Source organism: Streptomyces sp. NPDC014801 (genome assembly GCF_043082085.1).
Taxonomy (GTDB): Bacteria; Actinomycetota; Actinomycetes; order Streptomycetales; family Streptomycetaceae; genus Streptomyces.
The window spans coordinates 14,761-36,610 of the sequence record NZ_JBIBXG010000015.1; the positions used below are offsets into that span (position 1 = coordinate 14,761).

Consider the following 21,850-nt stretch of genomic DNA (forward strand, 5'->3'; position numbering starts at 1 on the left):
GAGGGGGAGGAGCGGCACGCAGCGATGGGTGAGGTCTTCGCCGGGCGGTACGAACTCGTCGACCCGATCGGACGCGGTGGCGTCGGTGCCGTGTGGCGGGTCTGGGACCACCGCCGGCGCCGGTACGCGGCCGCCAAGGTCCTCCAGCAGCGCGACGCGCACTCCCTGCTGCGGTTCGTCCGCGAGCAGGCGCTGCGCATCGACCACCCCCATGTGCTCGCCCCCACCAGCTGGGCCGCCGACGACGACCAGGTCCTGTTCACCATGGACCTCGTCACCGGTGGCTCGCTGGTCCATCTCGTCGGCGACTACGGCCCCCTCCCGCCGGCGTTCGTCTGCACCCTGCTGGACCAGCTGCTGTCCGGGCTGGCCGCGGTGCACGCCGAGGGCGTCGTCCACCGGGACGTCAAACCCGCCAACATCCTGCTGGAGGCCACCGGCACGGGCCGTCCCCGGCTGCGCCTGTCCGACTTCGGCATCGCGATGCGGCTCGGCGAGCCGCGGCTGACGGAGACCAACCTCGTGGTGGGGACGCCGGGTTACCTCGCGCCCGAGCAGCTGCTGGGCGCCGAGCCGGACTTCCCGGCCGATCTGTTCGCGGCCGGCCTGGTCGCGCTGTACCTGCTGGAGGGCGCCAAGCCGGACGCCAAGGCACTGGTGCGGTACTTCGCCGACCACGGCACGCCCGGCGCGCCCAAGAACGTGCCCGAACCGCTGTGGCAGGTGGTCGCCGCGCTGCTGCAACCCGATCCGCAGGCACGTTTCCGCACGGCGACGGGGGCGCGCAAGGCGCTCGCGGCGGCCGCGGAGCTCCTCCCGGAGCCGGGGCCCGACGACGAACTCATCGAGATCTTCGACCAGGTCGGCCCCCTCCCGGCGGGCTTCGGCCCCGAGGGCCCCCTGCGCAGCACACCCGACGACACGACGGTCTCGCCGCGCACGGGTCAGGGCGCGCGGTACGGGGGCCCGACGCCTGCGCACACCGGTCACGTGCCCCCGCACACCGGTCACGTGCCCCCGCACACCGGTCACGTGCCTCCGTACAGCGGCTCCGACCAGGTCACGGGTTCCGCGTCCGATCCACGTGGGCTCGTGGCCGGTCCCGCGCCCGACCCACGCGGCCATGCGACCGGCCCGCCCCACACCCCCGCCGCTCCCCCTTTCCGCACCCGGGACGACGGCACCGGCTCCCTCCCCGGCTCCGGCTCCGGGGCGCACGACGCCACGACCGGGACCGCCTTCGGTGCACCCCAGCCCCCGGCCGCCTCGCCGTACGGCACGCCGCCCGCTCCCCCCTTCGGCGACCGCGACGGCACCGGCGGCTCGGCACCCGCTCGGCGCGCCGACACGGCCGTACCGCTGACGCCCGGTCAGGGCGGGCTGCCGCAGCCGCCGTCGGTGCCCGACACCCCCACCCGGCCGCTGCCCACCGTGCGCTACCGCCCCGACGCGGCGACCGCGTCGTACACCGTGGGCGCACCCCGAGACGTCCACAGCCCTGGGGACAGCCCGCGCCGCCGCCCCGGGCCGCCCGCCCGCGTCGCCGTGCCGCTGCTGCTGCTCGCCCTCGTCTGCTACGCCGTCGGGTTCTGGGCGCTGGCCCGCAGCTGACCGGCGCGGCGGCGGGCCAGCAGCGTCCATCCACCGAGCACCGCCAGCAGCAGGGTCCCGGTGCCGATCCCGCCCACGGCGACGGCCCGCAGCACCCCGTCCTCGCCCCCGCCGCCCGGTGACGCGACCCGGAAGGCGTCGCCCGGCGTCGGCCGGCCCGCGTAGCCGGGGCCGGGCCCGGGCGTCCCGTCGACGCCCACCCGCAGCGTCAGCGGCAGCGGGCCCGTGCCGAAACGGTCCGCCACCCGCTCCGACACGTGCACCACCAGGTAGTACGCCCCGGCGAACCGCATCCCGGCCACCGCGTCCCGTGTGGCGTACCGGTTGCGGTGGGCGACCGGCGGCAGGGGCGGCAGGGCGGTGGCCTTGCGCGTGCCGTCGTAGCCCGCGCCGACGTCCGCGACGTGCGCGCGCACCGGGTTGTACAGGGCAAGCTCCAGCGCGTCGACGGCGTACCCGCGGCGCTCGCCGGTGCCGCCCAGTTCGGCGGTCGCCGACAGCCGCTGCCCCCAGTCGACGGGCACCCGGTAGTACACGGTCTGCCCGGGGCGCACGACGGTCTGCCAGGCGCCCTCGCCGACGAGGGGCGCGCCGGCGAAACCGGCGCCGCCCTCGCGGGCCTTCGGCGCGCCCGCCGGCGGCGTGGGGGACGCCGAGTCCCAGTCCCCGGGCGCCCCGGTCGGGCCGGCCTCGGCGAGGGGCGGTTCGGTGGCCGCGGTGAGCTCCAGCTGCCACGGCCGTGGCGCGCCCGTCGTGGCCGTGGCGCGTCCGGCGCGTTCCACGGCGACGTAGTACGTGCCGGCGTCCCGGCACACCGACCGTCCCTTCACCCCGCTCTCCCGCGCGCCCCACGCCGTCACGGGGTGCGGGCTGCGGGAGGCGCCGAAGAGCCGGGTGTCGTAGGAGCAGGCGTGCCCGTCGGCGTCCTGCACCGACACCTTCACCCCGTCGGAGGCCGCGACCCCACCGTCCGCCGGGGGTACGGCGGTGGCGGAGACGTACGCGTTCGACGTGCCGTCGAGGTCGAGCCGGAACCAGACCGGCCCCCGGCCGGTCAGCGTGGAGCGGTAGGTGCGCCCCGGCGCGAGGGCCGCCGCCCCGCCGGGGTCCGGCGCCGCGGCGACGGGCCGGGCAGCGGGGTCGAACGCGTAGCCCGTGGCGTCCGTGGCCGCCCGCACGGGCACAGCACCCACGGGACCCGCAGCCACCGGCACCGCCGCCAGCGCGAGCAGCGCCGCCGCGGCCGCCGTCGTACGCCCTCCCATGACGCGCCCCCTCGTCGCACGGACCGGACCGACCCTGCCCATCCTGCCCCGGCAGCCCCTGCCGCACCCCTTTACCGCACAACCGGCAGGACCGCCACACAGCACAAAACCCCGACCGCTCGGGCGGCCGGGGTCTGCTGGAATTCGGTGTCGGGTGGTCAGGAACCCGTGGGCACGGAGTCGGTCGCCTCCGTCCACAGGTCCTGCTCAGCGCGATCCGCCTGGATCTGGCGGTACACGAGGAGCCCGCCGATGGCGGCCAGTGCGACCAGGAGAAGCTTCTTCACCGCGCGACCTCGTCTTTCGTTGACGTAAGGGACCTCTGGCGCCCGACTATACACACCGGCCGATACCGATCGGTGACCTGCGTCGGGGCACCAACTGGCCTCGCGGAACGCGGTGATCGGCACGGCCGCGGACCCTTCCGGGACCCTTCCGGACGGCCCCGCGGGGCCCTGTGCGGGCCGTCGAGGTGCCCATACGTCCATCCGAGTGGTGTTCATCGGAACATCGACGCGCCACGGGCGTCGGTCCACCACTTCGCGGTCCCCATACACATCATGAGGAAAGTACGCAAATCGCCCAACCCGAATGTGAGGGGATCATGGCCAGGAACCAGGTCAAGCAGCTGTGGACGGTCATCGTGACCGCCTTCCTCGCGCTGTTCACGGCGCTCGGACTCGTCACCACGACCGCCGCCGCGGCGGTACCGCAGAACGAGGCTCCGCGCAACAGCAGCAGCGACGACGCGACCGCCGCACCCGAAGCGGCGACACCGCCTCTGTCTCCCTGGTCCTGGCTGCACGCCCGCTCCCTGCCGCCCACGATGAAGCAGCGCATCCGCGCCGAGGCCCACGGCAAGTCCCCCAGCTGCCGGCACCGCCCGCTCGACGACGAAGCCTCGGCCGAACACTCCTCCTGCGACAGCGCGGCCGCCGCGGAACGACCCTCGATCCCCGCCCAGCAGCGGCCCACCATCCCGCTGCAACGCTGACAGCGCCGCACCCACCAGCACGTTGACGTGACGGCGATTCGCGTACCACCGCACGCGCGACACCGGCCCGGCCGCTCCCCGAGCAGCCGGGCCTCGCCGTGTCTGCCGCCCCGACCAGCCGGGCCTCGCCGTGTCTGCCTCCCCGGGCATCCGGGGTCTTGCCGTGTGCGGCCTCCCCGGGCAACCAGGGGTCTCGCCGTGTGCAGCATCCCCAGGCAACCGGGGCCTCGCCATGTCTGCCGTCCCGGACCACCGGGGCATCGCTCAGCTCGGCGGACGGCCCGGCGTCAGGAGCGGGACGTTCAGCGCCGGTACTGGTCGGTCATGTTCGGCGCCTGGCCGTGCAGTGTGATCGCGTTGAACGACACCCGGTCGTCGCGGGCCTGCACCCGGCGGGCCTGCTCGATGCGCAGCCCGTCCGCGTTCTCCGTGTTCCTGTTGCGCCGCCGCAGCAGCACGGCGACCAGCATCACCACGACGGCGAAGAGCACCCCGAAGAGCACGCCGACCTCGACCATGTGTCCCCCACACATCCACAACGCCGAAGACCCCCGATCCTACCCGGACCGGGGGTCTTCGTTCTGTGGGGCTAACAGGATTTGAACCTGTGGCCTCATCCTTATCAGGGATGCGCTCTAACCAACTGAGCTATAGCCCCGCCGCGCTTTCGCGGTGTGTCCCGCGCGCTGACTCCTGAAGATTAGCGCACCTGGGGCGCAGTCCCAAAATCGGTACTCGGGGAGCGGCTCACTCGTCCTCGGCGAGCGTCAGCTCGACACCGCCGACGAAGCCGGCGGACAGGTTGTAGATGAACGCGCCCAGCGTCGCCAGCGCCGTCGCGAGGACGACGTCGATGACCGCGATGATCGTCGCGAACATCAGCACATGGGGGAGCGACAGGAAGGCCTGCAGGTCGAAGCCGTTCGACTCGTTGGAGCCGGTCGCCTCGGAGATCGTGCCGCCGACGGTGGAGAAGACGCCCATCGCGTCCATCACCATCCACAGCACCGCCGCCGCCACGATCGTGCAGATGCCGAGCGCGATGGAGAGCAGGAAGCTGACCTTCATCACCGACCACGGGTCGGCCTTGGCCACCCGCAGCCGCGCCTTGCGCACCCGCGGCGTCGTCCTCGCTCCCGTGCGCGGCCGGCGTACGGCGCCGGCGTCGTAGGCCTGCGGCGGGTGGTAGGGCCCGGCGGCCTGCTGTGCCTGGCGCTCGTCGGGCAGCGGCGAGGCCTGCTGGCCCCGGGCGTCCGTCACGGTTCCCCCCTGGGATCCCTGGCTGTCGGAAGAGGGCGCGCCCTGGGCGGGCGACTTGATCGCCTGGAGGTTCGTGGTCTGCGGGTCACTCGGATGTGAGCCCTGTGCGGCATGCGCGGCGGAGCCACGGCCGCCGCCGTCCGTTCCCGTACTGGTACCGGTCGGTCCGGCGCCCGTGGCTCCGCTCACGCTGCCTCACTCCTCGTGCTACTCGGCCGAGGGCGCCTCACCCTCGTCCGTTCCGCTGGTCGCGGGGGTCTCGTCGGTCTCGTCGACGGCCACGTCGCCGTCGACCTCCTCCGCCTCACGCCCCGCCTCGGCGTTCCGTGCGATGCCGACCACGGCATCGCGCTTGCCCAGGTTGATCAGTTGGACGCCCATGGTGTCACGGCCCGTCTCCCTGACCTCGTTGACTCGCGTACGAATCACACCGCCGGAGAGGGTGATGGCGAGGATCTCGTCGGTCTCCTCGACCACCAGTGCGCCGACCAGCTCACCGCGGTCCTCCACGATCTTGGCGGCCTTGATGCCGAGGCCGCCGCGGCCCTGGACGCGGTACTCGTCGACGCGGGTCCGCTTCGCGTACCCACCGTCAGTGGCAGTGAACACGAACGTACCGGGTCGCACGACATTCATCGAGAGCAGTTCGTCGCCCTCGCGGAAACTCATGCCCTTCACACCCGACGTGGCACGGCCCATCGGGCGCAGCGTGTCGTCCGAGGCGGTGAACCTGATCGACTGCGCCTTCTTGCTGATCAGCAGCAGGTCGTCGTCGGCGGAGACCAGCTCGGCGCCGATCAGCTCGTCGTCGCCGCCCTCCTCGCGCTCGCGCAGGTTGATGGCGATGACACCGCCGGAGCGCGGCGAGTCGTAGTCCTTCAGCGAGGTCTTCTTCACCAGGCCGGACTTGGTGGCCAGCACCAGGTACGGCGCCGCCTCGTAGTCGCGGATGGCGAGGATCTCGGCGATCGCCTCGTCCGGCTGGAAGGCCAGCAGGTTCGCCACGTGCTGGCCGCGCGCGTCCCGGCCGGCCTCGGGCAGCTCGTAGGCCTTGATGCGGTAGACGCGGCCCTTGTTGGTGAAGAACAGCAGCCAGTGGTGCGTGGTGGAGACGAAGAAGTGGTCGACGATGTCGTCTTCCTTCAGCTTCGTGCCGCGCACGCCCTTGCCGCCGCGCCTCTGCGCCCGGTAGTCGTCGGTCTTGGTCCGCTTGATGTAGCCGCCGCGGGTGACCGTGACGACGATGTCCTCTTCGGCGATCAGGTCCTCGATGGACATGTCGCCCTCGTAGGGGATCAGCTTCGTCTTGCGGTCGTCGCCGTACTTCTCGACGATCGCGGCGAGCTCCTCGCTGACGATGCCGCGCTGGCGGACCGGCGAGGCGAGGATCTCGTTGTACTCGTTGATCTTCGCCTGGAGCTCGTCGTGCTCCTGGACGATCTTCTGCCGCTCCAGGGCCGCGAGGCGGCGCAGCTGCATCTCGAGGATGGCGTTCGCCTGGATCTCGTCGATCTCCAGGAGGTCCATCAGGCCGTGGCGGGCGACGTCGACGGTGTCGCTGCGCCGGATCAGCGCGATGACCTCGTCGATCGCGTCGAGGGCCTTGAGCAGACCGCGCAGGATGTGCGCCCGCTCCTCCGCCTTGCGCAGCCGGAAGCGCGTACGGCGGACGATGACCTCGATCTGGTGCGTCACCCAGTGACGGATGAACGCGTCCAGGGACAGGGTGCGCGGCACGCCGTCGACCAGCGCCAGCATGTTGGCGCCGAAGTTCGTCTGCAGGTCGGTGTGCTTGTACAGGTTGTTCAGCACGACCTTGGCGACCGCGTCCCGCTTGAGCACGATGACCAGGCGCTGGCCGGTGCGCGAGGACGTCTCGTCGCGGACGTCGGCGATGCCGCCGATCTTGCCGTCCTTCACCAGGTCGGCGATCTTCTGCGCGAGGTTGTCCGGGTTGACCTGGTAGGGCAGCTCGGTGACCACCAGGCACTGGCGGTTCTGGATCTCCTCGACCTCGACCACCGCGCGCATGGTGATCGAGCCGCGGCCGGTGCGGTAGGCCTCCTCGATGCCCTTGCGGCCGACGACGAGCGCGCCGGTCGGGAAGTCGGGGCCCTTGATCCGCTCGATGAGCGCGTCCAGCAGCTCCTCGTGACCGGCCTCGGGGTTCTCCAGGTACCACTGGGCGCCGGCGGCGACCTCGCGCAGGTTGTGCGGCGGGATGTTGGTCGCCATGCCGACCGCGATACCGGCGGAGCCGTTGATCAGCAGGTTCGGGAAGCGGGCCGGCAGGACGGTCGGCTCCTGGGAGCGGCCGTCGTAGTTGTCCGTGAAGTCGACGGTCTCCTCGTCGATGTCACGGACCATCTCCATCGACAGCGGCGCCATCTTGCACTCGGTGTAGCGCATCGCCGCCGCCGGGTCGTTGCCCGGGGAGCCGAAGTTGCCGTTGGAGTCCACCAGCGGCATCCGCATCGCCCACGGCTGCGCGAGGCGGACCAGCGCGTCGTAGATGGAGGAGTCGCCGTGCGGGTGGTAGTTGCCCATGACGTCGCCGACGACGCGGGCGCACTTGTAGAAGCCGCGCTCGGGGCGGTAGCCGCCGTCGTACATGGCGTACAGCACGCGGCGGTGGACGGGCTTGAGGCCGTCCCGGACGTCGGGCAGCGCACGCGAGACGATGACGGACATCGCGTAGTCGAGGTAGGAGCGCTGCATCTCCGTCTCGAGCCCGACGGGCTCGACACGCTGGGCGATGACGCCGTCGCCTTCAGGGGTGACGGGGGTGTTCTCGTCGGCCATTGCTGGTGAGGATCCTTCCTGGTGCGGTCAGCTGAGACCGACTCAGATGTCGAGGAAGCGGACGTCCTTGGCGTTGCGCTGGATGAACTGCCGGCGCGCCTCGACGTCCTCGCCCATCAGGACCGAGAACAGCTCGTCGGCCTGGGCGGCGTCGTCCAGGGTGACCTGGCCGAGGACCCGGTGCTCCTGGTCCATCGTGGTCACGCGCAGTTCCTCGGCGTTCATCTCGCCGAGACCCTTGAAGCGCTGGATCGAGTCCTCGCGCACGCGCTTGCCGCGCTGGCGGCCCAGCTCCAGCAGCGCGTCGCGCTCGCGGTCGGAGTAGGCGTACTCGACGTCGTCCTTGCCCCACTTGATCTTGTACAGCGGGGGACGGGAGAGGAACACGTGCCCGGCCTCGACCAGCGGCCGCATGAAGCGGAACAGGAAGGTCAGCAGCAGGGTGTTGATGTGCTGGCCGTCGACGTCGGCGTCCGCCATCAGGATGATCTTGTGATAGCGGAGCTTCTCGATGTCGAAGTCCTCGTGCACACCCGTGCCGAACGCGGAGATCAGCGCCTGGATCTCCTGGTTCTGCAGGATCTTGTCGATGCGCGCCTTCTCGACGTTGAGGATCTTGCCGCGGATCGGGAGGATCGCCTGGTACTCCGGGTTGCGGCCGGACTTGGCCGAACCGCCGGCGGAGTCACCCTCGACGATGAAGATCTCGCACTTGGTGGGGTCGTTGGACTGGCAGTCGGAGAGCTTGCCCGGCAGGGAAGCCGTCTCCAGCAGGCCCTTGCGGCGGGTCAGGTCACGCGCCTTGCGCGCGGCCACGCGCGCGGTGGCGGCCTGGATGCCCTTGCGGACGATGTCCGCGGCCTCGTTCGGGTTGCGGTCCAGCCAGTCGTTGAGGTGCTCGTAGACCGCCTTCTGCACGAAGGTCTTGGCCTCCGTGTTGCCCAGCTTGGTCTTCGTCTGGCCCTCGAACTGCGGCTCGCTCAGCTTGACCGAGATGATCGCGGTCAGACCCTCGCGGATGTCGTCACCGGTGAGGTTGTCGTCCTTGTCGCGCAGCAGCTTCTTGTCGCGCGCGTACTTGTTGATCAGGGACGTCAGCGCGGCGCGGAAGCCCTCTTCGTGGGTGCCGCCCTCGTGGGTGTGGATGATGTTCGCGAAGGAGTACACGCCCTCGCTGTAGCCGCTGTTCCACTGCATCGCGACCTCGAGGGACAGGCTCTTGTCCTTGTCCTCGGCCTCCAGGTCGATGACCGTGGGGTGGACCACCTCGCCCTTGCGGGAGTTGAGGTACTTCACGAAGTCGACGATGCCGCCCTCGTAGTGGTACGTGACGGTCTTGGCCTCGGCCGTCTCGTCCGCGCCCGCCTCGTCCGCGCCGGAGGTCGCCTTGGCCGACTCGCGCTCGTCGGTGAGGCGGATCGTCAGGCCCTTGTTGAGGAACGCCATCTCCTGGAAACGCCGCGAGAGCGTCTCGAAGGAGTACTCCGTGGTCTCGAAGATGTCCGGGTCCGCCCAGAAGGTGACCGAGGTGCCGGTCTCCTGCGTCGCCTCGTGCTGGGCCAGCGGCGCCGTCGGGACACCCATCTTGTAGTCCTGCGTCCAGCGGTACCCGTCGGTCCTGACCTCGACGGACACCTTGCTGGACAGGGCGTTCACCACGGAGACGCCCACACCGTGCAGACCACCGGAGACCGCGTAACCGCCGCCGCCGAACTTGCCGCCCGCGTGCAGCACCGTCAGCACGACCTCGACGGCCGGCTTGCCCTCGGAGGGCACGATGCCCACCGGGATGCCGCGGCCGTTGTCGACGACGCGCACGCCGCCGTCGGCGAGGATCGTCACGTCGATGGTGTCGGCGTGGCCGGCCAGCGCCTCGTCGACGGAGTTGTCGACGACCTCGTACACGAGGTGGTGCAGTCCGCGCTCGCCGGTCGAGCCGATGTACATGCCGGGTCGCTTGCGGACCGCGTCCAGACCCTCGAGGACGGTGATGGCGCTGGCGTCGTACGAGGCCGTGACCTCACCGCTCGAGGTGCTCGCCGCGTTGTCCGCGCCGGCGTCGGTGGACGGGATGTTCTCGTTGGGGTTGCCGGAATCGGCCACGAAGCGCCCTTTCTGGCACAGCACAAGCCAGGCTCCTGGGAATGCCCCCGGTGGGGGGCGGTTGCCGGAGCGGCTGCGGCATGGTGCGTTGGTCAGCCTTGATCAGCGTTGCTCAGCGTTTCCCGGACGGTCCCCACGATTGGGGCGGGATTGGCTTCCAGTCTACCGGTAGCACTGACATCGATGGGGGTTTGCCGGTACCTGAGTCCCGATGTGGCGCCCTGAACCGGCCTCCACCGACTCCCGATATACGGATGGGGGCTTCAAGAGGCTCACAGCGGCACTCAGCGCCTCGGGCTGTCAACCCTTCCCTACTCGCGAGTCAGGTGGCGTTTCGTACGTTTATGCGGTGATTTTGTGTGTCTTGCCGTGCACACGCGCGTGCGTTCCGTACCCGGGGGCACGCGGCACCGCCCCCGCGCGCGGACGCACCCGCGCGCGGGGGTACCAAAGATGTGACGTCCCTCACCCGGGACACGATCAAGGGGCTGCGGCCCTACCCGTCCGGGACGCGATCAAGGGCCTGCGCCCTGCTCAGCCGTAGGTGTCGCCCGGACCCGTGCTGCCCGGGGCGCGCAGCGGGCCGTACCGGCGGACCGGGGTGCCCGGGCCGAGCACCTTGATCATGCGGACCGAGCCATGGCCCAGGTCCTCGTTGAGCCGCGCCACCAGCGTCGGCGCGAGCAGCCTGAGGTTGGTCGCCCAGGCCGTGGAGTCGCAGCGCACCACCAGCACGCGCTCGTCCTCGTCGTAGCGCTCCGGCACACAGTGCTTGGCCACGTCCTCGCCGACGATCTGCGGCCAGCGGCCCATCACCCCGCCCACCGCGGCCGGCGTCTCCCAGCCCCGCTCGGTGATCAGCCGGTTGATCGCCGCGCCCAGCGCCATCGGGTCACGGCCGTCCGCGCGCGCACCGGACCGCAGACCGCCACCGCGGCGCGCCTGCTTCTTCTGCTGCGCCGCGTCGCCCCGCGCGCGTGCCGCCTCCTTCGCCGCCCTCAGCGCCACGCGCGCGAGATCGACACCGGAGGGCTCGGGCGCCTTCGCGCCGGCCGCACGCCCGGCGTCGTCCGGTCCGGGCTGCGCAGGGCCCTGCGCCGCACCGGCCGTCCGCGGGTCACCTCGCCGTTCGCCGCTCATCCGCGGGTCACCTCGCCCTTGCCGTACCTCATCCGTGCGTCACTTCGCCGTCCCCGCGCCTCATACGCGGGTCACCTCGCCGTCCGCCACCGCGTACCGCGCGCCGCTGAGGACGTGCGGAACGTCGTCGTCGACCGCCGCCGTCACCAGCACCTGCTCACCCGGAGCCACCAGCTCCGCCAGCCGCTCCCGGCGGCGGGCGTCCAGCTCGGCGAAGACGTCGTCGAGGACCAGCACCGGCTCGTTGCCCTCGGCGCGCAGCAGATCGTAGGAGGCCAGGCGCAGCGCCAGCGCGTACGACCAGGACTCGCCGTGCGAGGCGTACCCCTTGGCGGGCAGCTGGCCCAGCTTGAGCAGCAGGTCGTCGCGGTGCGGGCCGACCAGGGTCACCCCCCGCTCGATCTCCTGCTTGCGCACCTCCGCGAGCGCCGCCATGAGCTGCGCGTAGAGGTCCTCACGCGCGTGTGCCTCGCCTGGCGAGGACGGCTTGTACTCCAGGGCGAGCGGGCCCCCGCCCGGCGCCAGCTGCTCGTACGCCTTGTCGGCCAGCGGCTGCAGGGCGCCGATCAGATCCAGGCGCTGCGCGAGCAGTTCGGCACCCGCACGCGCCAGATGCTGGTCCCACACGTCGAGCGTGGACAGGTCCATGGAGCGCCCGCCGTGCCGGCGGGCCAGCGCGGCCGTCTTGAGCAGGGTGTTGCGCTGCTTCAGCACGCGCTCGTAGTCCGAGCGCACACCGGCCATGCGCGGGGAGCGCGCGGTGATCAGCTCGTCCAGGAACCGCCGCCGCTCCCCCGGATCACCCTTGACCAGGGCCAGGTCCTCCGGCGCGAACAGCACGGTCCGCACGATGCCGAGCACGTCCCGCGGCCTGACCTGCGAGGAACGGTTGATGCGGGCGCGGTTGGCCCGGCCCGGGTTCAGCTCCAGCTCGACCAGCTGCTGCCGCTCGCCCTGCCGCACCTGCGCCCGGATCACCGCCCGCTCGGCGCCCATCCGCACCAGCGGCGCGTCGGAGGCGACCCGGTGACTGCCCAGGGTCGCGAGATAGCCGACGGCCTCCACCAGGTTGGTCTTGCCCTGCCCGTTGGGGCCGACGAACGCGGTGACGCCGGCCTCCAGCGGGACCTCGGCCCGGGCGTAGGAGCGGAAGTCGGCCAGCGACAGATGCGTGACGTGCATGGTCGTTCGCCGACCTCCCCAACCTTCGGGTAGTGCCTGGTGCGCTTGCTTGTGCTGCGCGCGCTACTTCTTCTCGACCGCGTGGCCGCCGAACTGGTTGCGCAGCGCCGCGATCATCTTCATCTGCGGCGAGTCCTCCTGACGGGAGGCGAACCGCGCGAACAGCGAGGCGGTGATCGCCGGCAGCGGCACCGCGTTGTCGATGGCGGCCTCCACCGTCCAGCGTCCCTCACCGGAGTCCTGTGCGTAACCGCGCAGGCCTTCGAGGTGCTCGTCGTCGTCGAGGGCGTTCACCGCCAGGTCCAGCAGCCAGGAGCGGATCACGGTGCCCTCCTGCCAGGAGCGGAAGACCTCGCGCACGTTCTCCACGGAGTCGACCTTCTCCAGCAGCTCCCAGCCCTCGGCGTAGGCCTGCATCATCGCGTACTCGATGCCGTTGTGGACCATCTTCGCGAAGTGGCCCGCGCCGACCTTGCCGGCGTGCACGGAACCGAAGTCGCCCTCCGGCTTGAGCGCGTCGAAGACCGGCTGCACCATCGCGACGTGCTCGGCGTCGCCGCCGTACATCAGGGCGTAGCCGTTCTCCAGGCCCCAGACGCCGCCGGAGACACCGCAGTCGACGAAGCCGATGCCCTTGGCGGCCAGCTGCGCGGCGTGCTTCTCGTCGTCCGTCCAGCGGGAGTTGCCGCCGTCCACGACCACGTCACCGGGCTCCAGCAGCTCGGCGAGCGCGTCGATGGTCGACTGGGTGGGCTCGCCGGCCGGGACCATCACCCAGACCACGCGCGGACCAGACAGCTTGCCCACAAGCTCTTCCAGGCTGTGGACATCCGCGACGTCGGCGTTGCGGTCGTATCCGATGACGGTGTGGCCCGCGCGGCGGATCCGCTCGCGCATGTTGCCGCCCATCTTGCCGAGGCCGACGAGACCGAGCTCCATCAGTTGTGTTCCTTAGGTCGCTGTGTGGCGTGCGAGGCGCCTGTGCACCCCGGGGCACCCTCGTACCCCTGTCCGAGCCTAAACCCGGACGGTCCCGCACAGCTGTGGGCATACGCGCTCAAACGTGGTCCCCACCTGGGGACTTCGGCGTCCGGTGGTCCACAGGCTGTGGACCACCGGCGCCTGCCGACGGAGCTCGCCGACGGGCCTCAGCCGCTCAGGCGCACCGGCATGATCAGGTACTTGTACGCCTCGTCCGCCTCCGCGTCCACGGCCGGCTTGCCGCTCAGCAGCGCGGGCTTGGTGGACGTGGTGAACGACAGCTGCGCCACCGGGGAGTCGATCGCGCTCAGACCGTCCAGCAGGAAGGTCGGGTTGAAGGCGATGGAGATGTCGTCGCCCTCGAGCTGCGCGTCCACCCTTTCCACAGCCTGTGCGTCGTCGCTGGAACCGGCCTCCAGGATCAGCACGCCCTGCTCGAAGCTCAGCCGCACCGGGGTGTTGCGCTCGGCGACCAGCGCCACACGCTTGACGGCCTCGACGAACGGGGCGGTCTCGATCACGGCGACGGAGTTGAACTCGGTCGGGAACAGCGTGCGGTACTTGGGCAGGTCGCCCTCGAGCAGCCGGGTCGTGGTGCGGCGGCCGGCGCCCTCGAAACCGATCAGGCCCTCACCGGCGCCGGAGCCCGACAGCGCCAGGATCACGCTGTCGCCGCTGGTCAGCGCCTTGGCGGTGTCCTGGAGGGTCTTGGCGGGCACCAGGGCGACCGCGGAGACGTCCGGGTTCTCCGGCTTCCACAGGAACTCGCGGACCGCGAAGCGGTAGCGGTCGGTGGAGGCCAGCGTCACCGTGTCGCCCTCGATCTCGATGCGCACACCGGTGAGGACGGGCAGTGTGTCGTCCCGGCCGGCGGCGATGGCCACCTGCGAGACGGCGGCCGCGAAGACCTCGCCGGGGACCGTGCCGGTCGCGTTCGGCATCTGCGGCAGCGACGGGTACTCCTCCACAGGCAGTGTGTGCAGGGTGAACCGGGACGACCCACAGACCACGGTCGCCCGTACACCGTCTGTGGAAATCTCGACGGGGCGGTTGGGGAGCGCGCGGGAGATGTCGGCGAGCAGGCGGCCGGAGACCAGGACCGTGCCCTCCTCCTCGACCTCGGCCTCGACGCTCACCCGGGCGGAAACCTCGTAGTCGAAGCTGGACAGGCTCAGCTGGCCGTCCTCGGCCTTCAGCAGCAGGCCGGCGAGGACAGGCGCCGGCGGACGGGCCGGGAGGCTGCGGGCCGCCCAGGCCACTGCCTCCGCGAGTACGTCGCGTTCCACCCGGATCTTCACGGTAAGCCGCCTCCTGCTGTTGCCGGCGCTTGTCGCCCTGCTTCGCCTTCGTCGTCTGTCTCGGTGTCACCGGCCCCGGGGAGGGGAAGGACACCGTGGACCAGTCTGACGCACCGCACTGACAGTAGGTGCCTGTCGGGGTCAAGTCGTGACGAGGGGCGGCCGGTCAACCGACAGCGAGTTGTGCACAGGCCCCGCTTCGAAACGAATTCCGGGCTCTCTCTAGTCGTCGGTAGTAGTAGGGCCTGTGGATACCGTGGATAACCTCGTTTGCCCAGCTCAGAGCGCAGATTTTGTCCACGGGCCCTGTGGGCGGAGACGGTGGACAACTCACGGTTCCTGTGGAGAACGGAAAGTTCTGCACACCCCGTGCACAGGCCGGGGCGAGTTCTCCCCAGCAGCGTCCCCAGTTTTACCCACGTTTCCCACAGCCCAATCCGGCAGCTTCATGTGACGGCTTTCACTCGACGCGGTGAGGGGGCGCGTCGGCTTGCCGAACAGTGGACAGACATGTGGAGAAGCCGCTCCTCGCTGGGGACAACCGGCCCCAGCCTGTGGGTTGCCCGTGGACAACTCTTTGCACAGGGTGTGGACCGCCGAGTTGTCCACACCCTGTGGATCTTCTTCGTCCACGGATCCACAGCCACCTGAGCTGCTGTGATGGCTTTCCCCCAGGCTCCCCTGTGGACACGATCTGGACAACTTCGCAGTCCCCAGCGTGTGGACACGAAAAAGTCGCCGAATCTGTGGAGAGAAGCCGTAACCCGGCATCGATTCGAACAAGAGATGACAGATGTGCGACGGCCGGGCCGGCGGCTCCGGGGGCCTGGGGACGGCTGAGGGGCCTTCGCGAGGCCCTCGGACGGCTCTGGCGTGGCCTGTGAGGGGGCTCTCGGGCGGCTCCGGGGTCGGCTGAGGCGGCTGAGGCAGTCTGCGGGCGGTGCCCGAAGGGGCCCGGGGACGGCTGTGGCGCCGCTGTGGCGCCGCTGCGGGGACGGGCGTGGCGCGCGTGGCGACGCGCGTGGCGGCCCTGAGGCCGGCGAGTGGCCGCGTGCCCCGATACGGCGAAGGCGCCCCCGGACAGTCCGGAGGCGCCCTCGGGGGCCGCTGCGGCGGTGTCAGCCGTTCTTGATGCGGTTGGTCAGCTCGGTGACCTGGTTGTAGATGGAGCGCCGCTCGGCCATCAGATTGCGGATCTTGCGGTCCGCGTGCATCACCGTCGTGTGGTCCCGGCCGCCGAACAGCGCACCGATCTTGGGCAGCGACAGATCCGTCAGCTCCCGGCACAGGTACATGGCGATCTGCCGGGCGGTCACCAGCGCGCGGCCGCGCGAGGTGCCGCACAGGTCCTCGACCGTGAGCCCGAAGTAGTCCGCCGTCGCGCTCATGATCGCCGTGGACGTGATCTCCGGCGCGGAGTCCTCGCCGCCCGGGATCAGGTCCTTCAGGACGATCTCGGTGAGGCCCAGGTCCACCGGCTGCCGGTTGAGCGACGCGAACGCCGTCACCCGGATCAGCGCGCCCTCCAGCTCGCGGATGTTGCGCGAGATCCGCGAGGCGATGAACTCCAGCACCTCCGGCGGCGCGTTCAGCTGCTCCTGCACCGCCTTCTTGCGCAGGATCGCGATCCGCGTCTCCAGCTCGGGCGGCTGGACGTCGGTGATCAGCCCCCACTCGAAACGGTTCCGCAGCCGGTCCTCCAGCGTGACCAGCTGCTTCGGCGGCCGGTCGGAGGACAGCACGATCTGCTTGTTGGCGTTGTGCAGCGTGTTGAAGGTGTGGAAGAACTCCTCCTGCGTCGACTCCTTGTCCGCCAGGAACTGGATGTCGTCGACGAGCAGGATGTCCATCTCCCGGTACCGCTTGCGGAAGCTGTCGCCCTTGCCGTCGCGGATGGAGTTGATGAACTCGTTGGTGAACTCCTCCGAGCTCACGTACCGCACGCGCGTGCCGGGGTACAGGCTGCGCGCGTAGTGCCCGATGGCGTGCAGCAGGTGCGTCTTGCCGAGCCCGGACTCGCCGTAGATGAACAGCGGGTTGTACGCCTTCGCCGGCGCCTCCGCGACGGCCACCGCGGCCGCGTGCGCGAACCGGTTGGACGCGCCGATGACGAACGTGTCGAAGAGGTACTTCGGGTTCAGCCGCGCGGTCGGCTCCCCGGGCCCGGAGGCCGGCGCGGGCTGCGCGGCCAGCGGGCCGGGCGCGCCGGTGGTGGGCAGGTTCGGGCCGACGGGGCCGCCGCGGTGCACCTGCCCGGAACCGGCCGACGGCTCGGGCAGCTCACGGCGGGCGCCGTCGCGCTGGTCGTAGTCGCGGCGCTCGTAGTCCCGGGTGTCGCGCGTGTCACGGTGGTGGCCGTCCCGCAGGTCGCGCGGATCCCGCTGGTCGCGGAGGTCGCGCGTGTCTCGGTGGTCGCGGGGGTCGCGACTGTCACGGGAATCACGGGAGTCGCGTGGGTCGTACTCCCCGCGTGACGGCTCGTACTCGCCGCGGGACGTCTCGTAGTCCCCGCGCGGGTGGTCGTACGACGGCCGCTCGCCCGCCGGGGGGCGGTAGTCCGCGGAGGACGGCGAGGCGTACGGATCCTGAGCCGGGCCGGCGGAGGCATAGGGGTCCTTCGCGCCGCCGGTGTTGCCGTAGAGGTCGCGCTCGGGGAAGCCGAGGCGCTGCTGCTGCCAGCCGTAGTCGTCCTGGCCGGAGCGCGGCCAGGCGCCGGGCTCCGGGCGCTGGTACTCCGACGGGTAGGCGGGCCGGGCGGTGGGCAGCTGGTCGCCGGGCTCGCCGCGGTGCCGGCCGTATCCCTCGTACTGGTCGTACTGCGGGGCGGCGGGCAGCTCCGGCTCCTCGTAGCGCGGTTCCTCGTAGCGCGGCTGCGGCGGCGCCGGGGGTGCAGCGGCGGGGGCGGGCGGCTCGCCCGCGGAATCGTCGACGGTGATCGCGATCCGGATCGGCCGACCGCACTCGCGGCTCAGGGTGTCGCTGACGATCGGCGCGAGGCGGCCCTCGAGGACGTTCTTCGCGAACTCGTTCGGCACGGCGAGGAGGGCCGTGTCGGCGACCAGCGCGAGCGGCTGGGTGCGCCGGATCCAGTGCTCGTCCTTCGCCTCGACCCCTTGGCCGCGGCCCTCACCGAGGAGCTGCTCCAGTACTCGTGGCCACACTGCGGCAAGATCGGCAGGTACGTCAGCCACAGGGCACGCTCTCTCACAGTGTCCCTCGAACGTGTGGTTCGGGGACGGGTCGGGATGTGAATCGGGTGGTTGGGGGGACAAGGGAACGAATCGGAGTCCAGCCACGGTAGTCAGCGCGGCGGGTACGGTTCAAGTTGTTGTCCCCAGGCTGTGGACAAGTGTCTCCCGGTGACCGTCGGTTTGACCGGATGGCGTAGTCCCGCGTACCGTAACCAGGTCGAGTTGTCGATGGCTGCTGCCGCCTGCCTCCGATGGGCACAGATCACGTCTCCGCTTCCCGCGGGGGTGAACCGGTGATCGGAAAGCGGTGCACTCGGGCGTAACGCGAGCTACTCGTGGGCGCACGGTGACAGCCAGGACGGCACCCCGCCAACCCCGATTTCTTTCTGGAGCCCCCGAGTGAGCAAGCGCACCTTCCAGCCGAACAACCGTCGTCGCGCGAAGACCCACGGCTTCCGGCTGCGTATGCGCACCCGTGCCGGCCGCGCGATCCTCGCGTCCCGCCGCAGCAAGGGTCGCGCCCGCCTGTCCGCCTGATCCCGATCAGGTCATGACGTCGTGCTGCCCACCGAGAACCGGCTGAGGCGGCGCGAGGACTTCGCGACCGCGGTACGACGAGGTCGTCGGGCAGCCCGCCCGCTCCTCGTCGTCCATTTTCGCAGCGGTGCCACGGACCCGCACGCGCCTGGGGAGAGCGCTCCCCCTCCGCGTGCGGGTTTCGTCGTGAGCAAGGCCATCGGCGGTGCGGTCGTGCGCAACACGGTGAAGCGCAGGCTTCGCCATCTGATGCGCGACCGGGTCACCCAGCTGCCCCCCGGTAGCCTGGTAGTCGTACGAGCGTTGCCCGGTGCGGGCGACGCCGACCACACACAGCTGGCCCGAGACCTGGATGCCGCCCTGCAGCGGCTGCTGGGAGGGGGCGCGCGATGAAGTACCCACTGCTGGCCCTGATCAAGATCTACCAGTGGACGATCAGTCCGCTGCTGGGGCCCGTGTGCAGGTACTACCCGTCGTGCTCCCACTATGGCTACACGGCGATCGACCGGCACGGTGCGATCAAGGGAACAGCACTCACGGCCTGGCGCATTCTGCGGTGCAATCCGTGGTCGCCGGGTGGTGTGGACCATGTTCCGCCGCGCAAGCGCCCGCGGTGGCACGAAATGCTGCGTGACGCCTGGCGTGCACGCAGGGGCGGGCCCTCCGCCGCCGAACCGGCCACCGACGGGGAGATCCCTTCGAGCCCGGCCGCAGAGACCTCGTCCCATGCCCAAGGAGCATGATTAGTGGACACGATTGCCAGCCTCTTCAGCTTTATCACCTGGCCCGTCTCCTGGGTCATCGTCCAGTTCCACAAGGTGTACGGGGCGATCTTCGGACCTGACACCGGGTGGGCCTGGGGCCTGTCCATCGTGTCCCTGGTGATCCTCATCCGCATCTGCCTGATCCCGCTCTTCGTGAAGCAGATCAAGGCGACGCGCGCGATGCAGACGCTCCAGCCGGAGATGAAGAAGATCCAGGAGCGCTACAAGAACGACCGGCAGCGCCAGTCGGAAGAGATGATGAAGCTGTACAAGGAGACGGGTACCAACCCGCTCTCCTCGTGCCTTCCCATCCTGGCCCAGTCGCCGTTCTTCTTCGCCCTGTACCACGTGCTCAACGGCATCGCGACGGGCAAGACGATCGGCGTCATCAACGAGCCGCTGCTCGCCAGTGCCCGTCAGGCGCACATCTTCGGCGCCCCGCTCGCGGCGAAGTTCATGGACAGCGAGGCGAAGGTCGCGGCGCTCGGCGCCTCACTGACCGACGTCCGGGTCGTGACCGCGGTCATGATCGTCCTGATGTCGTTCTCGCAGTTCTACACGCAGCGACAGCTGATGACGAAGAACGTCGACACCACGGTGAAGACGCCGTTCATGCAGCAGCAGAAGATGCTGATGTACGTCTTCCCGGTCATGTTCGCCGTCTTCGGCATCAACTTCCCCGTCGGTGTCCTCGTCTACTGGCTGACCACCAACGTGTGGACCATGGGCCAGCAGATGTACGTCATCCACAACAACCCGACCCCGGGCTCCAAGGCTCAGGCCGCCTACCTCGAGCGCCTGTACAAGCACGTCACGCACCACGGCAAGGTCCGCCGCCGCAGCGAGAAGGCCATCGTCAAGGCCATCGTCGCCAAGGGCCGTGACCGCAACGAGTTCGAGCGGAAGTTCATCAACGGCCTCAACAAGGTCGGTCTGGCCGCCCAGGCGGACGGCTCGGTGATCCGCAGCAGCGAGAGCCAGGCCGTCACCCAGACCGAGGACGGCACGCCCACGACGACCGCCGCTGCCCAGCCCAAGCGCCAGCAGCCCAAGCGGCAGTCCAAGTCCCAGCGTCAGTCGGGCACGGCCAAGGCGGCCGGCGAGCCGTCGTCCACCGGTCCGTCGCTGAGCAAGTCCGACGAGCCGGAGGACACCAAGCCCGCCGGCGCCGCCAAGCCGGCCGCCTCCAAGCCGGGCTCCAGCGCCCGCAGCAAGGCTCAGTCCGGCCAGCGCAAGGGGCCGCAGCGGCCCAAGTCCCCGTCCAAGAAGTAAGAAGGAGCCCATCCCGTGACGGAAGGCACCACCTCCGCCGCTGCCGACGGTGCAGACACCCTGACCCGCCTGGAGCAGGAGGGCGAGATCGCGGCGGACTACCTTGAGGGTCTGCTGGACATCGCCGACCTCGACGGCGACATCGACATGGACGTCGAGGGCGACCGGGCCTCCGTGTCGATCATCAGCGACACGGGCAGCCGTGACCTGCAGAAGCTGGTCGGCCGGGACGGCGAGGTGCTCGAGGCGCTGCAGGAGCTCACGCGGCTGGCCGTGCACCGGGAGACCGGTGACCGCAGCCGGCTGATGCTGGACATCGCCGGCTTCCGGGCGAAGAAGCGCTCTGAGCTGTCCGAGCTGGGCGCCCAGGCCGCCGCCGAGGTCAAGAGCAGCGGTGAGGCCAAGCGGCTCAAGCCGATGACCCCGTTCGAGCGGAAGGTCGTCCACGACGCGGTGAAGGCCGCGGGCCTGCGCAGCGAGTCCGAGGGCGAGGAGCCGCAGCGCTTCGTCGTCGTCCTGCCCAACTGACGTCGGTACGTACGTCACCCCGGCCCCGTCTGATGCGCAGACGGGGCCGAACTTTGTCAGCCTGTAGTTCTGGTGGTCGGCGCCGAGGGCGCTGATGCGGTACGGAAGGACGGTCCCCGTGACGGAGGCAGCGGAGCTCCCCCCTGCGCCCGATCAGGCGCGCGATGTGTTCGGTGATCGCTTCACGGATGCGGTCCGGTACGCCGAGCTCCTGGCCGAGGCCGGTGTGCAGCGCGGGCTCATCGGTCCGCGTGAGGTGCCGCGCCTGTGGGAGCGGCACCTGCTGAACTGCGCGGTGCTCTCGGAGGTCGTCCCCGAAGGGGTGACCGTGTGCGATGTCGGCTCCGGTGCCGGCCTGCCCGGCATCCCGCTGGCGCTGGTCCGGGAGGACATCAAGATCACGCTGCTGGAGCCGCTGCTGCGGCGCACGAATTTCCTCACCGAGGTCGTGGAGCTGCTCGGGCTGGACCATGTCACCGTCGTGCGCGGCCGCGCCGAGGAGGTCATGGGCAAGCTGCCGCCCGTCCATGTGGTCACGGCCCGTGCGGTCGCGCCGCTGGACCGGCTGGCCACCTGGGGCATCCCGCTGCTGCGGCCCTACGGCGAGATGCTCGCGCTCAAGGGCGACACCGCGGAGGAGGAGCTGAAGAGCGCGGCCACCGCCCTGAGCAAGCTGGGCGCCGTGGAGACGTCGATCCTGCATGTCGGCGAGGGCGTGGTGGATCCCCTGTCGACCGTGGTGCGCGTCGAGGTTGGCGAGAGCCCTGGGGGTGTGCGGTTCGCCGCCAAGCGGGCGAAGGCGGCGCGGACGGGTCGGGCCCGTCGGCGGCGCTGATCGTGTGGGGCGGCGGGGGTATGCGTCTGCGGCGGCGGGGCGTACTCCACACAAGCTGCCCCGCCTCCGTGTGACGGAGTGTCGCGA

The 21,850-nt window shown here is 70.6% G+C and carries 19 protein-coding genes and 1 tRNA gene; 8 read left to right on the plus strand and 12 right to left on the minus strand.

What is annotated here, in order from left to right; translation table 11 throughout:
* Positions 1-24 precede the first annotated feature (24 nt).
* Positions 25-1,611, plus strand: a complete 1,587-nt coding sequence (locus ACF1AL_RS32595) for a protein kinase (RefSeq protein WP_391828390.1) — start codon at positions 25-27, stop codon at positions 1,609-1,611.
* On the opposite strand, the gene ACF1AL_RS32600 is transcribed toward ACF1AL_RS32595, so the two are convergent.
* Complete coding sequence (locus ACF1AL_RS32600; RefSeq protein WP_391828392.1) at positions 1,575-2,876, minus strand: hypothetical protein; 1,302 nt, start codon at positions 2,874-2,876, stop codon at positions 1,575-1,577. The genes ACF1AL_RS32595 and ACF1AL_RS32600 overlap by 37 nt on opposite strands.
* Positions 2,877-3,034: 158 nt before the next feature.
* A complete protein-coding gene (locus ACF1AL_RS32605; protein ID WP_003999697.1) occupies positions 3,035-3,163 on the minus strand; it encodes a DLW-39 family protein in 129 nt (42 codons plus the stop codon).
* Between the two features lie 317 nt (positions 3,164-3,480).
* On the opposite strand from ACF1AL_RS32605, the gene ACF1AL_RS32610 reads away from it, so the two are divergent.
* A complete protein-coding gene (locus tag ACF1AL_RS32610) occupies positions 3,481-3,870 on the plus strand; it encodes a DUF6344 domain-containing protein (RefSeq protein WP_386415442.1) in 390 nt (129 codons plus the stop codon).
* Positions 3,871-4,172: 302 nt separating this feature from the next.
* Here ACF1AL_RS32610 and ACF1AL_RS32615 read toward each other — a convergent pair whose 3' ends face one another.
* The 10 genes from ACF1AL_RS32615 to dnaA all read right to left on the minus strand — a co-directional run bounded on the left by ACF1AL_RS32615 (position 4,173) and on the right by dnaA (position 17,932).
* Positions 4,173-4,388 carry a hypothetical protein gene (locus tag ACF1AL_RS32615; RefSeq protein ID WP_391828394.1) on the minus strand — a complete coding sequence of 72 codons (216 nt, stop codon included), beginning with the start codon at positions 4,386-4,388 and terminating at the stop codon, positions 4,173-4,175.
* A 66-nt stretch (positions 4,389-4,454) separates the two neighbouring features.
* Positions 4,455-4,528 (minus strand) — tRNA-Ile (locus ACF1AL_RS32620).
* Positions 4,529-4,617: 89 nt separating this feature from the next.
* Positions 4,618-5,319, minus strand: coding sequence for a DUF3566 domain-containing protein (locus tag ACF1AL_RS32625; protein WP_366835206.1), 702 nt, complete (start codon positions 5,317-5,319; stop codon positions 4,618-4,620).
* A gap of 18 nt (positions 5,320-5,337) precedes the next feature.
* Positions 5,338-7,932 (minus strand): DNA gyrase subunit A, encoded by a 2,595-nt coding sequence (gyrA, locus tag ACF1AL_RS32630; protein ID WP_366835205.1) that lies wholly within the window; start codon positions 7,930-7,932, stop codon positions 5,338-5,340.
* Between the two features lie 42 nt (positions 7,933-7,974).
* The gene (gene gyrB / locus ACF1AL_RS32635) at positions 7,975-10,059 is read right to left on the minus strand and encodes a DNA topoisomerase (ATP-hydrolyzing) subunit B (RefSeq protein ID WP_391702211.1); all 2,085 of its coding nucleotides are present in this window, start codon (positions 10,057-10,059) and stop codon (positions 7,975-7,977) included.
* Positions 10,060-10,569: 510 nt separating this feature from the next.
* Entirely contained in the window at positions 10,570-11,175 is a 606-nt protein-coding gene (locus ACF1AL_RS32640; RefSeq protein WP_384201320.1) for a DUF721 domain-containing protein, read from the minus strand.
* Between the two features lie 60 nt (positions 11,176-11,235).
* A complete protein-coding gene (recF, locus tag ACF1AL_RS32645; RefSeq protein ID WP_366835202.1) occupies positions 11,236-12,357 on the minus strand; it encodes a DNA replication/repair protein RecF in 1,122 nt (373 codons plus the stop codon).
* Positions 12,358-12,420: 63 nt separating this feature from the next.
* Positions 12,421-13,296 (minus strand): phosphogluconate dehydrogenase (NAD(+)-dependent, decarboxylating), encoded by an 876-nt coding sequence (gnd, locus tag ACF1AL_RS32650; RefSeq protein ID WP_391828396.1) that lies wholly within the window; start codon positions 13,294-13,296, stop codon positions 12,421-12,423.
* 209 nt (positions 13,297-13,505) lie between these two features.
* The gene (gene dnaN / locus ACF1AL_RS32655; RefSeq protein ID WP_391658757.1) at positions 13,506-14,636 is read right to left on the minus strand and encodes a DNA polymerase III subunit beta; all 1,131 of its coding nucleotides are present in this window, start codon (positions 14,634-14,636) and stop codon (positions 13,506-13,508) included.
* A gap of 1,118 nt (positions 14,637-15,754) precedes the next feature.
* Positions 15,755-17,932: a chromosomal replication initiator protein DnaA gene (dnaA, locus tag ACF1AL_RS32660; RefSeq protein ID WP_391702217.1), complete on the minus strand. Its 2,178-nt coding sequence runs from the start codon at positions 17,930-17,932 to the stop codon at positions 15,755-15,757.
* A 294-nt stretch (positions 17,933-18,226) separates the two neighbouring features.
* Here dnaA and rpmH point away from each other — a divergent pair, with 294 nt between their 5' ends.
* The 6 genes from rpmH to rsmG all read left to right on the plus strand — a co-directional run bounded on the left by rpmH (position 18,227) and on the right by rsmG (position 21,763).
* Complete coding sequence (gene rpmH / locus ACF1AL_RS32665; RefSeq protein ID WP_003956500.1) at positions 18,227-18,364, plus strand: 50S ribosomal protein L34; 138 nt, start codon at positions 18,227-18,229, stop codon at positions 18,362-18,364.
* Between the two features lie 21 nt (positions 18,365-18,385).
* Positions 18,386-18,757 (plus strand): ribonuclease P protein component, encoded by a 372-nt coding sequence (gene rnpA / locus ACF1AL_RS32670; protein WP_366835198.1) that lies wholly within the window; start codon positions 18,386-18,388, stop codon positions 18,755-18,757.
* Positions 18,754-19,107 carry a membrane protein insertion efficiency factor YidD gene (gene yidD / locus ACF1AL_RS32675; RefSeq protein ID WP_366835197.1) on the plus strand — a complete coding sequence of 118 codons (354 nt, stop codon included), beginning with the start codon at positions 18,754-18,756 and terminating at the stop codon, positions 19,105-19,107. Before rnpA ends, yidD begins: the two co-directional genes overlap by 4 nt.
* 3 nt (positions 19,108-19,110) lie before the next feature.
* Positions 19,111-20,400, plus strand: coding sequence for a membrane protein insertase YidC (gene yidC / locus ACF1AL_RS32680; RefSeq protein WP_366835196.1), 1,290 nt, complete (start codon positions 19,111-19,113; stop codon positions 20,398-20,400).
* Positions 20,401-20,415: 15 nt separating this feature from the next.
* On the plus strand, positions 20,416-20,928 hold the full coding sequence (locus ACF1AL_RS32685) for a R3H domain-containing nucleic acid-binding protein (protein WP_366835195.1): 513 nt from the start codon (positions 20,416-20,418) through the stop codon (positions 20,926-20,928).
* 118 nt (positions 20,929-21,046) lie between these two features.
* The gene (gene rsmG, locus ACF1AL_RS32690; RefSeq protein WP_366835194.1) at positions 21,047-21,763 is read left to right on the plus strand and encodes a 16S rRNA (guanine(527)-N(7))-methyltransferase RsmG; all 717 of its coding nucleotides are present in this window, start codon (positions 21,047-21,049) and stop codon (positions 21,761-21,763) included.
* Positions 21,764-21,850 lie beyond the last annotated feature (87 nt).